Origin of the sequence: Terrabacter ginsenosidimutans, from assembly GCF_039539425.1 — a bacterium.
Lineage (GTDB): Bacteria > Actinomycetota > Actinomycetes > Actinomycetales > Dermatophilaceae > Terrabacter > Terrabacter ginsenosidimutans.
Window position 1 is genome coordinate 781,905 of record NZ_BAABDC010000001.1, and the last position, 12,309, is coordinate 794,213.

The window sequence follows — 12,309 nt, forward strand, 5'->3', positions numbered from 1 at the left end:
GCATACCTAGGCGCGGTTGGCCCAGCGCTCCGGCGTCGTCCGGTAGACGCGGGACTCCTCCTCGTACCACTTCTCCATGACGCCCAGGTCGTCGAGACCGAGGCGACGGCACACGGCCTGCGACGGCTCGTTCGTCGTGTGGGTGATGGCGTAGACCTCGGGCAGACCCGCGTCGAAGCCGTGCTGGATGACCGCGGTCGCAGCCTCGGTGGCGAAGCCGTGACCCCACGAGTCCGGGTGCAGGTGCCAGCCGACCTCGACCTCGGCGTCGTCGGCGTTCGGGAGCGTCAGCAGGATGACGGAACCGGCCACCACCCCGGTCTCGCGGACCTCGACGGCCCAGAAGCCGAGCGGCGGTGTCGCGCTGCGCTCCTCGTAGCGGTCGATCCGGGCGTGCGCCTCGTCGATGTCCTTCATGAGGACGGGCTCGCCGTCGCCGAGCCACTTGACGACCTCGAGTCGACTCTGGATGTCGAGGAGGCGGTCGGCCTCCTCGTGGGACCACGGGCGGATGGTGAGTCGGGCGGTCTCGAGGTGCATGGCGCCACGCTCGCACCTCGCCGCCTCACCCGTCCACGAGATTGTCGCGTGGCACCACCGGTCGCCGCCTGTGCTCGAGGCACGGCAGGATGGCGACATGTCCGACAGCGATGGCGAAGGCACGATCCACGAGGCGACGACCGCGCCCACCGAGACCACCGAGATCAGCGAGGCCGCCTCGGCCTATGCCGCCGTGCGGCCCGAGGTCGAGGCCGCGACGGCGCTCTTCGTCGACATGGTCACGGGACTGCTCGACGACGCCGGGATCAACTACCTCAGCGTCAGCGGACGCACCAAGTCCGTCGCGTCGTTCGCGTCCAAGGCGGAGCGACGCGACGACCACGGCCTGCTCTACCCCAACCCCCTGGTCGACATCACCGACCAGATCGGCGTCCGCGTCATCACCTACGTCCACGACGACGTCGCCGCGGTGGCCGAGCTGCTGGCCGAGGAGCTCGCCGTCCTCGACGACCGGGACATGGGCCTCGAGACGGCGCGTGCCGGGCGCTTCGGCTACGCGAGCCGCCACCAGCTCGTGTCGGTCGACGCGAGCCGCACGGTTCCCCCCGCCTACGAGTCCCTGCGCCGGCGGAGTGCCTCCGTGCAGATCCGCACGGTGCTGCAGCACGCGTGGGCCGAGTTCGAGCACGACATCCGCTACAAGGGCACCGTGCCCGAGGAGCACGCGCACGAGCTCGACCGCCGGTTCACCCTCGCCGCCGGGCTCATCGAGCTCGCCGACCGCGAGTTCTCGGCCATCCGTGACCGCCTGCAGATGGCGCTGCCGGCCGCAGCGCCCGGGCCGGCCGAGCACGACCCGCGGATCAGCTCGCCGGACCTCGCCAAGTTCCTCGCGTCGAAGTACGCCGGCGCGGGATGGGCCCGCACCGACCACTACACGTGGGTCTCGGGTCTGCTGCTCGAGCTCGGCATCACCTCGGTCGACGCCCTCGCCGAGGTCATCGCGCCGGTCGACGGAGCCGACCTCATCGAGCGGATGGGCTACAAGTACCCGCCGGGGGCGGTCCGCCGCCTCGACGACGCCCTGCTCGCCACCTTCGGTGCGCGCTACCTCGACCTCGAGGGCAACGCCCACCGCCGCGCCTCGCTCGAGGCCCGGCTCGAACGGCTCGCCGCCAGCTGACCCGAGGCTGACCTCGAGAAAGTTCTGCCAGCCTGTCGATTCCGTCGGGACGAGTCCGTCAGGATGATGTGGCGAGGGTCGCCACCTGCGCACCGCGCACCTGTTCGAGAAGGAGCCGGCCATGGCCGACACGTACGTCTACCTGATCCACGAGGGCGACTGGGACTCCGACGCCTACCTGGGCGGTCAGCCCGAGGCGAGCCCCGAGGGCAGGGACCCCGCCGCACCCGGCGCTGCCGCCGACATGGACGCATCGTTCCCGGAGCACAAGGCCTTCCAGCAGGCCGTCGTCGACCTCGGTGCCCGCGTCGTGGGGGGCGCCGCCCTGCAGAGCACGCGCCACGGCGGCACCGTGACCCCCGGCACCAAGGGCCGCCTCGTCGAGGACGCCGTCTACACCGACGGCCCGTTCCCCGACACGTCCGAGGTGATCACCGGCTTCTACCTCGTCGAGACGGACGACGAGGACACTGCACGCCGGGTCGCCGCACTGGTGCCGACGGGCGGCCACATCGAGTGGCGCAAGGTCTTCCCGACGGGGATGTGAGTGCCGCTCGGGACGGGTGAGTTCGAGGAGGCGTGGCCGCGCATCGTGCGCGCCCTCGCCTCCTTCACCGGGAGCCTCGACGACGCCGAGGAGTATGCCGCCGAGGCCGTCGCGCGCGCTGCCGCCCACGAGCGGGACGGCGGGCGACCCATCGAGTCGTATGCCGCGTGGTGCACCTCGGTGGCCAAGCGGGCGTGGCTCGACGACGCCCGTCGGGCCGCAGTGGCGCGCCGGCTCGCCCCTGAACTGGCCCGTCCCGAGGCGGAGCGCACCGCCATGGATGCCGACGACCCGTCCCTGACCTCCTTCGAGGGACTCGACGACCGCCTCGCCCTCCTCTTCGTCGCGTGCGACGAGGCGATCTCCCCCACGTCCCGCATGGTCCTGGCCCTTCGGGTCGTGTGCGGCCTGACGATCCCGGAGATCGCCGGCCACCTGGGAGTCCAGGAGACGGCTGCGGCAGCGCGGCTCACCCGCGCGAAGCGCGCGCTCGCCGAGGCCCGAGGCGCGTTCCACGTGCCTGACGTGGTCGAGCGCGCACGCCGCCTGCCTGTCGTGATCGCCTGTGTCGCAGGGATGTTCACAATCGCGCACCGGACCGTCCTCGACCCCGCCGACGCCCTGGCCGACACCGGGCGTCAGGCCCTGTCCATCGCCGACGCGCTCGTTGCGGCCTATCCGGACGACACGGAGGTGCGGGGCCTGCGCGCCGTCATCCGCCTCGGCCTGGCCCGGCGCCCCGGTCGCGTCGACGACGTCGGCACCGGACTCGCGCTCGACGAGGTCGACCGGTCGCGCTGGGACGCGGCGCTGCTACGGGCCGGGCTCGACGACGCGACGGTCGCCGCCGGTGGCGACGGCCGCTTCGCCATCGAGGCCGCGATCGCCGGGCTGCACTCGAGCGCAGCCTCGTTCGAGCGCACCGACTGGCCGCGGATCGCCCAGCTCTACGGTGCGCTCGAGGACCGCTGGCCGTCTCCGTCCGTCCGCGTCGCGCGTCTCGTCGCCACGGCACAGTCCCTTCTCGCAGTGGGAGGCTCACCGGCCGAGGTGGAGCGGGAGCTGGCAGCCGTCGAGAGGGAGGGGCCGGCATACGCAAGCCGTGACGCGAGCCTCGCGCTCGCCGACCTCGAGTGGCGCACCGGCCGGCGACAGCAGGCGGCGGCGCGCTACCGCGACCTCGCCGAGGTCATCACCGTCGAGCCGTTGCGCCGCTTCTGCCTCAGACGGGCGGACCTCACTCCCCCGTGACGCCGTCGACCGCCTCGCGCAGGAAGTCCGCATGACCGTTGTGGCGGGCGTACTCCTCGATCATGTGCAGCAGGATCCAGCGCAGGGTGAACTGCTGGTTGTCCTTGCGCGACAAGGTCGCCGACCGGAACTCGAGCCCACCCTCCGCGAGCGCCGCGTCGATGTCACGCCTGGCCTGCGCGACCGACTCGTCCATGATCCGGCGGAGCTCCTCGGGGCTGTCGTCGCGCGCCGAGGTCATCTCCCAGTCGCGGTCGGCGTCCCAGTCGGCGCTGGCCCACGGCTCCGGCATGGCACGGCCGTGCAGCACCTCGCCGAACCAGCTCGCCTCGTTGAGGGCGACGTGCTTGAGCAGCGCCCCGAGGGTGAGCGTCGAGGGTGCGAGCGGCTGGCGGAGCTGCTCGGCGGTGAGCCCCTCGGTCTTGATCCGGAGGGTGTCGCGGTGGTAGTCGAGGAAGGCGACGAGGGTCGTGGCCTCGTCGGCGGCGAGGGGCGGGTCGGTGCGCTCGGTGTGCGGGGAGGTCGTCATGCCGACCGACGCTAGTGTCCGAGCCTCGAAATCCGCCTGCCGATTTCGCCTTGGCACGAGCAGACTGGTGCCGTGCCGTCATCGAGCCAGTGGGTCGCCTTCCTCGTCGCGTCGATCCTCTTCATCCAGGTCCCGGGCCCCAGCCTGCTCTTCACCATCGGTCGCGCGTTGACCGTCGGCCGCCGCGAGGCCCTGCTGTCGGTCGTCGGCAACGCCATCGGGGTGACGGCCCAGGCGCTCCTCGTCGCTGTCGGCCTCGGCGCTGTCGTCGCGGCGAGCGTCACGGCCTACACCGTCATCAAGGTTGCCGGCGCCGCCTACGTCATATGGCTCGGGATCCAGGCGATCCGGCACCGGCGCGAGGGACGCGAGGCGCTGGAGTCGCACGCGCAGGTGTCGGCGAAGCGGGGTCATGCGCTGCGCATCGGTGTCGTCGTGGGACTGACCAACCCGAAGACGATCCTGTTCTTCGTCGCCTTCCTCCCGCAGTTCACCAACCCCGCTGCCGGACACGTCGGCGCACAGATGGCCGTCCTCGGCGCGGTCTTCGGCGCGATGGCCGTCTGCAGCGACAGCGTGTGGGCCCTGCTCGCCGCGCGGGCCCGGGAATGGTTCGCCCGCAAGCCTGCCCGGTTCGACAAGCTCGGAGCCACCGGCGGCGTGATGATGGTCGGTCTCGGCGCCGCGATGCTCGCCAGCGAGTAGTCGCCCATCCTCACCACAGCGGAGTCGGATCTGTTTCACTGAAATGGTGGCAACCCCTCAGGTCAGGTCTCCTGCGGATCGGCACGAAGCCCTCCAGCGGGTGCGGGAGCACGAGCGTGCGCTCGAGCAGGTGAGGACGGCCTATGCCGCCCTGCCGCCCGATCGCCCGGTGCGGCTCGCCAAGCGCACCTCGAACCTCTTCCGCAACCGGACCACCACCGACTCCCCCGGCCTCGACCTGTCGGCGTTCTGCGGCGTCGTCGAGGTGCGGCCCGGCGTCGACGGCGGCCCGGCGACCGCGCTCGTGGGGGGCCTGACCACCTACGAGCAGCTCGTCGACGAGCTGCTCCCCCACGGCTACGTGCCGCTCGTCGTGCCGCAGCTGCGGACCATCACCATCGGCGGGGCCGTGACCGGGCTCGGCATCGAGGCGTCGTCCTTCCGCAACGGGCTGCCACACGAGTCGGTGCTGCAGCTGCGCATCCTCACCGGTGACGGGCAGATCGTGACGGCGACGCCCGACGGCGAGCACGCCGACCTCTTCCGGACCTTCCCCAACTCCTACGGCTCGCTCGGCTACGCCCTCGACCTCGTGATCGAGCTGGAGCCGGCTCGGCCGTACGTCGCTCTGCAGCACCTGCGCTTCGACTCGGTGCGCTCCCTGACCGACGCGGTCGACGACGTCATGACGACGCGGACGTGGGGCGGCGATCGTGTCGACTTCGTCGACGGCGTCGTCTTCGGCCCCACCGAGTGCTATCTCAGCCTCGGACGCTGGAGCGACCACCTCGAGGGGCAGGCGCGGCCCAGCGACTACACCGGCGAGCACGTCTTCTACCGCTCGATCCAGCAACGCCGCACCGACGTGCTGACGGCCCACGACTACCTCTGGCGCTGGGACACCGACTGGTTCTGGTGCAGCCGCGCGTTCGGTGCCCAGATCCCGACGGTCCGTCGCCTGTGGCCCAGCCACCTGCTGCGGAGCGACGTCTACTGGAAGATCGTGGCCTTCGAGAACCGGCACCGCGTCATGGGCCGGATCGACCGGCTCCGAGGGCTGCCCGACCGCGAACGGGTCGTCCAGGACGTCGAGATCCCGCTCGACCGCACGGCCGAGTTCGTCGACTGGTTCCTGCGCGAGGTGCCGATCGAGCCGATCTGGCTGTGCCCGATCCAGCTGCGCAGCGCCGGCCGGGGAGACGGCGAGCAGCCGACCTCGACCGATGCCGCGCCCGTCGCACCCTGGCCGCTGTACCCGATGCGTCCCGGGGAGCGCTACGTCAACGTCGGCTTCTGGTCGTCCGTCGCGATCGAGCCGGGCGCGAACGAGGGAGACGTCAACCGCCGCATCGAGGCCGAGGTGACCCGGCTCGGCGGCCACAAGTCTCTCTACTCCGACGCGTACTACGACGAGGCCACCTTCGCCGCCCTCTACGGCGGCACCGCATACGGCCCCGTCAAACGCAGGTACGACCCGAGGGGACGGTTCCCCACGCTCTACGAGAAGGCGGTGCAGGCTCGATGACAGTGACCGTGGGACAGGCATTCGACTACACGTTCGGACCCGGGGCCCCGGTGCGGGTCATCGCGTGGGACGGCTCGGAGGGCGGCAGTCCCGACGGGCTCGTGCTGCGCCTGACCGGCCCCGACGCCCTCAACCACCTCCTCACCGCGCCCGGCGAGCTCGGCCTGGCCCGCGCGTACCTGCTCGGGGACCTCGTCATCGAGGGCATGGACGAGGCCGACCCCTACGACGTGCTCCGCGTCCTCGGTGACGGGCTGACGCCGCGCCGGCCGACGGGGCACGAGGCCGTGGAGCTGGCCCGGTTCCTCGCCCACCACCGCCCGCACACGCCGACGCTGCCGCCGGAGGAGACACCGGGACAGCTGCGCCGGCTGGCCCATGGTCTGCGCCACGGCAGGGCCCGGGACGCCGCCGCCATCAGCCACCACTACGACGTGTCGAACGCCTTCTACGAGCTGGTCCTGGGCCCGTCGATGACCTACACGTGCGCGTGCTTCCCGACCGAGGAGGCCTCGCTCGAGGAGGCCCAGGCCTACAAGTACGACCTCGTCGCGAGGAAGCTGGGGCTCCGGCCCGGTATGCGGCTGCTCGACGTCGGCTGCGGCTGGGGCGGCATGGTGCGCCATGCCGTCAAGCACTACGGCGTCACGGCGCTCGGCGTCACCCTCTCGCGCGAGCAGGCCACGTGGGCGCAGGCCGCGATCGAGGCCGACGGCATCGGCGACCGCGCCGAGGTCCGGCACGGCGACTACCGTGACGTCACCGAGCGGGGTTTCGACGCGATCAGCTCCATCGGGCTGACCGAGCACATCGGCGTGGGCAACTACCCGGCCTACTTCCGCTTCCTCCACGAGCGGCTGCGCGACGAGGGGCGCCTGCTCAACCACTGCATCACGAGGCCCGACAACAAGCACGCCGGCCTGCCCGCGCGGGGCTTCATCAACCGTTACGTCTTCCCCGACGGCGAGATCACCGGCAGCGGGGACGTCGTACGCGTCATGGAGGACGAGGGCTTCGAGGTGCGCCACCACGAGAACCTCCGGGAGCACTACGCCCGCACCTGTGCGGCGTGGAACGCCAACCTCGCCAAGAACTGGGAGGACTGCGTCGAGCTGGCCGGCCTCGGCACGGCTCGCGTGTGGGGGCTCTACCTGGCGGGATCGCGGCTCGGCTTCGAGCGGGGCGGGATCCAGCTGCACCAGGTGCTGGCGTCGCGGACGAGTGCGGAAGGGGTCTCGGGCTTCACGCTGCGCCCGCGGTTCGAGCCGGCGGACGACTGACGGCGACGGCCGGCCCGGCGGCCGACGGCCGACGGCCTAGCCCTGGCCGCCGAGGTCGACGTCGTAGGCCTCGTAGACGAGGTCGCCGCCCTTCTGCCGGTGCCGCACGAGCCGGCCCATGAGCACGGTGAGCTCCTCCCGGAAGACCGGCAGGTCAGCCAACGTGCCACCGTGCTCGAGGACGGCGAGGTAGCCGTTGATGGCCTCGCGCAGGTCGCGGTGCTCGCTCAGCAGGCGCTCGACCCGTCCCGAGAGGCGGGGTGCGCTGTGCCGGGCCCGGTCGTAGATCCCTCCGGGGCTCTCGGTCAGGGCGACATGGTCGTCGAAGTCGTGGGCGAGCTCGGCCATGGCAGCCCGCACCCGCTCGCGCCACATGCCGCCGCGGGCGATGGGCGCCTCGAGCGCGAGGTCGACGGCGGCGACGGACTCGCGCAGCTCCGAACGGTGTCGGCGGACCCGGTCGAGGTGGAGGGCGAGGTCGGCGGCACTATCGACCTGGATGGCATCTGGCTGCACGTTCATGGCGACCTCCGTGCCCTCCATGGTCGCGCCGGGCGGCCGCCGCGTCCAGACCCCGGGGAGGCCTCCCTCGGCCGCGAGGCGCTCGGCGAATTGGGCCCGTCAATACCCCCTGGGGTATCATCGACACATGGATCACATCATCATCGGCGGTGTCGCCGGCGGCATGAGCGCGGCGACGCGGCTGCGCCGCCTCGACGAGGACGCCCACATCACCGTCATCGAGCGCAGTGGCCACGTGTCCTTCGCCAACTGCGGGCTGCCCTACCACGTCGGCGGTGTCATCGAGGACCGCGAGTCCCTGCTCCTGCAGACCCCCGCCTCGCTCGGTCGCCGCTTCGGCCTCGACGTCCGCGTCGGCACCGAGGCGGTGCGCATCGACCGCGCACGCCGCGTCGTCGTGGTGCGCGAGCTCGCCACGGGCGCGGAGTCCGAGCTGCCCTACGACCACCTGCTGCTCTCCCCCGGCGCCCGCCCGGTGCGCCCGCCGATCCCCGGCATCGAGCGCGCCCTGTCGCTGCGCGACATCGAGGACACCGACGCTCTCGTCGCCGCAAGCGGCCCCGCTCGCACGGCCGTCATCATCGGTGGCGGCTTCATCGGCCTCGAGCTCGCCGAGAACCTCACCCACCGCGGCATCGCCGTCACCGTCGTCGAGGCGGCCGGCCAGGTCATGGCTCCGCTCGACCCCGAGATGGTCGCGCCGGTCCACGACCACCTCCGAGCGAGCGGCGTGACGCTGCGCCTGGGCACCTCCGTCACCGCCATCGGTCCCGACACCGTGACGCTCTCGACCGGCGATCAGGCCGAGCACGTCGAGCACGTCGACGCCGACCTCGTCGTCGCCGCCGTCGGAGTGCGCCCCGACACGCGCCTGGCCGACGACGCGGGACTCCGGACGGGACCTCGGGGCGGCATCCTCGTCGACAGCCGCTTCCGCACGAGTGACCCGCGCATCCTCGCTGTCGGCGACGCCGTCGAGAAGCGCGACGCGCTCGACGGCGAGCAGGTGCTCGTGCCGCTCGCCAACACCGCGAACCGGCAGGGCCGCATGGCCGCCGACGTCATGGCCGGCCTGCCGGCCCACGACCGGCCCGTGCTCGGAACCGCCATCGTCGGCGTCTTCGGCCTCCAGGTCGCCACGACCGGATGGAACGAGAAGCGCCTCGTCGCCGCCGGTCGCCCGCACCGCGTCATCCACACGCACCCGGCCTCGCACGCGACGTACTACCCCGGCGCCGAGGGCATGAGCCTCAAGCTGCTCGTCGACCACGACACCGATGCGATCCTCGGGGCGCAGAGCGTCGGCCGTGACGGTGTCGACAAGCGCATCGACGTCATCGCCACCGCCATGGCGGGCGGCATCACGGCGAGCGCCCTGGCCGACCTCGAGCTCGCGTACGCGCCCCAGTTCGCCTCGGCCAAGGACCCCGTCAACATGCTCGGCTACGTCGCCGACAACCTCCGCAGCGGCGTGACCCGCTCGATCCAGTGGCACGAGCTCGACGACGCCCTGGTCGACGGCGCGGTCCTCGTGGACGTGCGCACCCGGCAGGAGCACGAGGCGGGCGCGATCCCCGGTGCGCGGCTCATCCCGGTGGACGAGCTGCGCCAGCGCCTCGAGGAGATCCCGGCGGGTCCGGTCGTCGTGCACTGCGCCGTCGGCCAGCGCGGCCACACGGCAGCGCAGGTGCTCACCCACGCGGGGCGCGAGGTGCGCAACCTCGACGGCGGCTACCGCACGTGGCTCGCCGGCACGAGCGCGCGCGAGCGGGTCCCCGCGGGCTGAGCCGACCGGTCGGGCTCAGGCTGTCGAGCTCAGGCCAGGGAGAGGAAGAGCTTCTCCATCTGGGCGACGTCCATCGTCTCGCCCTCGGGATTGGTGATGCACTCGCGCAGGCCCGTGGCGATGACGGCGAAGCCGGCCCGGTCGAGGGCCTTGGAGACGGCGGCGAGCTGGGTGACGATGTCCTTGCAGTCGCGGCCCTCCTCGATCATCTTGACGATGCCGCCGATCTGGCCGCGGGCGCGGTTGAGGCGACGGATGACCGACTGCATCTCGTCGAGGTCGAGCTCCACGGCGTCCTCCTGGGGTCGTTGCCTGAAGGCTCCATGATACCCCCTGCCGTATGCCGTGGCGTATGCCGTCACGCGCGTCGGGAGGGCGGGCTCAGCCCGAGCGGGGGGCATACATGATGAGCGCGACGCCGACGAGGCACACGGCCGCGCCCGCCACGTCCCAGCGGTCGGGCCGGAAGCCGTCGACCGCCATCCCCCAGAGCAGCGAACCCGCGACGAAGACGCCACCGTAGGCGGCGAGGGGCGCCCGAAGCTCGCATCTGGCTGGAGCGTCGCGACGAAGCCGTACAGGCCGAGGGCGACGACGCCGGCCCCGGCCCACACCCAGCCGCGGTGCTCCCGGACCCCCTGCCAGATGAGCCACGCCCCACCGATCTCAGCGAGGGCGGCGAGCACGAAGAGCGCGATGGAGCGGGCGACGGTCACGGGCCTCATCGTCGCACCGGCCCGTGCTGCCTCTGGGGGCGCGTCAGAGGTCGCCGGCCGCGCGCCGCTCCTCGTCGCTGCGCAGGATGCAGAACTCGTTGCCCTCGGGGTCGCCCATGACGACCCAGCCACGGCCGTCCTCGGTGCGGCAGTCCTGGACGACGGTGGCTCCGAGCGCCTCGACCCGAGCGACCTCCTCGTCGCGCGGACGGTCGGTCGGGCGCAGGTCGAGGTGGACGCGGTTGCGCACCTGCTTGGCGTCCTCGACCTCGATGAAGAGCAGCCGGTGGGACTCGTCGGGCGAGAAGATCATGCACTCCTCGTGGCCGGGCAGGTTCGGGTCGGACGGGTCCTCGTGGTAGCCGAGCAGGTCGGCCCACCAGACGGACTGGGCGTGCGCGTCGAGGGCGTTGACGGTCGTGTGCGAGAGCGTGAGTGCCATGTCGACACATCCTGCTGACCGGGCAGCCTCGGTGCCACCACTTTCCTCGCTGTCGACGGCCCGGAGCGTGGGATGGTGTCATCGGCCCCCGCGTCGGGTGGCCCATGGCGAGGAGGGAGCCCACTCATGACCGCAGGATCCGTGTCGGACAAGGCGACCGCCCTCCTGGCCCTGCACTCCGGAGCCGGCTTCGTGCTGCCCAACGCCTGGGACGCAGGGTCCGCGCGCATCCTCGAACAGGTCGGCTTCCCGGCCGTCGCCACGACGAGCGCGGGCATCGCCTGGTCCTGCGGCATCCCGGACGGCGAGGAGCTGGACCGCGACACCATGCTCGACCACGTCGGCCGTATCGCGGCCGCGGTGAGCGTGCCCGTGACCGCGGACCTCGAGGCCGGCTACGGCGACACCGCCGACGAGGTCGCACGCACCGTCGCCACAGCCGTCCAGCTCGGCGTGGTGGGCGGCAACCTCGAGGACGCCGGGCCCGACGGGCTGTTCGGCATCGACGTGGCCGTCGAGCGGCTGGCGGCTGCCCGGGCCGCGGCTCCCAGGGGCACCTTCGTGCTCAACGCCCGCACCGACACGTACTTCACCCACGCCCGTTCGACCGACGGCGGCGACCCGTTCGCCGAGACCATCGAGCGTGCGACCCGCTACCTCGAGGCAGGCGCCGACTGCATCTTCGTGCCCGGAGTGGTGGACGAGGACACGATCCACCGGTTGGCGACGGCCATCCCCGGACCGCTCAACATCGTGGCGGGCCTCGCGAACCTCATCGACGCGCCGACCCTCTTCTCGCTCGGCGTCGCTCGGGTCAGCCTGGGCGGCAGCATCGCCCGGGCCGCACTCACCCTGGTCGAGCGTGCGGGCCGGGAGCTCCTCGAGTCCGGGACGCTCGGCTTCCTCGACGGCGCGATGCCCTATGCCGACCTGCAGCGTCGTTTCGGCCCTGACCACTGAGCACTGAGCACTGAGCACTGAGCACTGAGCACTGACCGCCGCCCACGGTCGCCCATGTCAACGTTGGTTGACGGCGGGCCGCGGCCGGCATACCGTGTCAACAGGAGTTGACATCGGGAGAGGTGCCGCGGTGACGAAGGAGGTCGACGACATGCTGAAGCTCGCTCGGGCCACGGGGGACGACGACCCGCGCGCCGCGCTCGCCGCCGCGCGGGAGCTGCGGCGTACGGCCGACCGAACCGAGGCCGCCGTCGTGCGCCGCGCGCGCGTGCAGGGCCTGGCGTGGGCCGAGATCGCGGAGCAGCTCGGCGTCAGCCGGCAGGCCGTGCACAAGAAGTACGGCCGCCGCTAGGCCCACGCGC

Annotated in this window: 14 protein-coding genes and 1 pseudogene; 9 read left to right on the forward strand and 6 right to left on the reverse strand. The window is 72.2% G+C overall.

Annotation, left to right across the window (positions count from 1 at the left end):
* Window positions 1-6: 6 nt before the first annotated feature.
* The gene (locus ABD831_RS03730; RefSeq protein ID WP_344941686.1) at window positions 7-540 is read right to left on the reverse strand and encodes a GNAT family N-acetyltransferase; all 534 of its coding nucleotides are present in this window, start codon (window positions 538-540) and stop codon (window positions 7-9) included.
* A 97-nt stretch (window positions 541-637) separates the two neighbouring features.
* On the opposite strand from ABD831_RS03730, the gene ABD831_RS03735 reads away from it, so the two are divergent.
* The 3 genes from ABD831_RS03735 (at window position 638) to ABD831_RS03745 (ending at window position 3,482) form a co-directional block, all read left to right on the forward strand.
* Window positions 638-1,684: a GTP pyrophosphokinase gene (locus ABD831_RS03735; RefSeq protein ID WP_344941689.1), complete on the forward strand. Its 1,047-nt coding sequence runs from the start codon at window positions 638-640 to the stop codon at window positions 1,682-1,684.
* A gap of 121 nt (window positions 1,685-1,805) precedes the next feature.
* Complete coding sequence (locus tag ABD831_RS03740; RefSeq protein WP_344941692.1) at window positions 1,806-2,231, forward strand: YciI family protein; 426 nt, start codon at window positions 1,806-1,808, stop codon at window positions 2,229-2,231.
* Entirely contained in the window at window positions 2,232-3,482 is a 1,251-nt protein-coding gene (locus ABD831_RS03745) for a DUF6596 domain-containing protein (RefSeq protein ID WP_344941695.1), read from the forward strand.
* Here ABD831_RS03745 and ABD831_RS03750 read toward each other — a convergent pair.
* Entirely contained in the window at window positions 3,469-4,011 is a 543-nt protein-coding gene (locus tag ABD831_RS03750; protein ID WP_344941698.1) for a DinB family protein, read from the reverse strand. The two genes, ABD831_RS03745 and ABD831_RS03750, sit on opposite strands and share 14 nt — an antisense overlap.
* A gap of 72 nt (window positions 4,012-4,083) precedes the next feature.
* Between ABD831_RS03750 and ABD831_RS03755 the strand changes: the two genes are divergently transcribed.
* The 3 genes from ABD831_RS03755 to ABD831_RS03765 are packed head-to-tail and all read left to right on the forward strand — an operon-like array spanning window position 4,084 to window position 7,521.
* Window positions 4,084-4,716, forward strand: coding sequence for a LysE family translocator (locus ABD831_RS03755; protein WP_344941701.1), 633 nt, complete (start codon window positions 4,084-4,086; stop codon window positions 4,714-4,716).
* 46 nt (window positions 4,717-4,762) lie between these two features.
* Window positions 4,763-6,241, forward strand: a complete 1,479-nt coding sequence (locus ABD831_RS03760; RefSeq protein ID WP_344941704.1) for an FAD-binding oxidoreductase — start codon at window positions 4,763-4,765, stop codon at window positions 6,239-6,241.
* An 8-nt stretch (window positions 6,242-6,249) separates the two neighbouring features.
* Window positions 6,250-7,521, forward strand: coding sequence for a class I SAM-dependent methyltransferase (locus ABD831_RS03765; RefSeq protein ID WP_344941707.1), 1,272 nt, complete (start codon window positions 6,250-6,252; stop codon window positions 7,519-7,521).
* A 36-nt stretch (window positions 7,522-7,557) separates the two neighbouring features.
* On the opposite strand, the gene ABD831_RS03770 is transcribed toward ABD831_RS03765, so the two are convergent.
* On the reverse strand, window positions 7,558-8,043 hold the full coding sequence (locus ABD831_RS03770) for a hemerythrin domain-containing protein (protein WP_344941710.1): 486 nt from the start codon (window positions 8,041-8,043) through the stop codon (window positions 7,558-7,560).
* 127 nt (window positions 8,044-8,170) lie between these two features.
* Here ABD831_RS03770 and ABD831_RS03775 point away from each other — a divergent pair, with 127 nt between their 5' ends.
* Window positions 8,171-9,829, forward strand: coding sequence for an FAD-dependent oxidoreductase (locus ABD831_RS03775; protein ID WP_344941712.1), 1,659 nt, complete (start codon window positions 8,171-8,173; stop codon window positions 9,827-9,829).
* Window positions 9,830-9,858: 29 nt separating this feature from the next.
* Here ABD831_RS03775 and ABD831_RS03780 read toward each other — a convergent pair whose 3' ends face one another.
* The 3 genes and pseudogenes from ABD831_RS03780 to ABD831_RS03790 form a co-directional block, all read right to left on the reverse strand.
* The gene (locus ABD831_RS03780; protein ID WP_030201220.1) at window positions 9,859-10,119 is read right to left on the reverse strand and encodes a metal-sensitive transcriptional regulator; all 261 of its coding nucleotides are present in this window, start codon (window positions 10,117-10,119) and stop codon (window positions 9,859-9,861) included.
* 91 nt (window positions 10,120-10,210) lie between these two features.
* A pseudogene (locus ABD831_RS03785) lies at window positions 10,211-10,545 on the reverse strand (YnfA family protein).
* 43 nt (window positions 10,546-10,588) lie between these two features.
* Window positions 10,589-10,987 carry a VOC family protein gene (locus tag ABD831_RS03790; RefSeq protein WP_344941716.1) on the reverse strand — a complete coding sequence of 133 codons (399 nt, stop codon included), beginning with the start codon at window positions 10,985-10,987 and terminating at the stop codon, window positions 10,589-10,591.
* Between the two features lie 126 nt (window positions 10,988-11,113).
* Between ABD831_RS03790 and ABD831_RS03795 the strand changes: the two genes are divergently transcribed.
* Window positions 11,114-11,947 (forward strand): isocitrate lyase/PEP mutase family protein, encoded by an 834-nt coding sequence (locus ABD831_RS03795; RefSeq protein ID WP_344941719.1) that lies wholly within the window; start codon window positions 11,114-11,116, stop codon window positions 11,945-11,947.
* Window positions 11,948-12,077: 130 nt separating this feature from the next.
* Entirely contained in the window at window positions 12,078-12,299 is a 222-nt protein-coding gene (locus ABD831_RS03800; protein WP_344941722.1) for a sigma factor-like helix-turn-helix DNA-binding protein, read from the forward strand.
* Window positions 12,300-12,309: the final 10 nt, after the last annotated feature.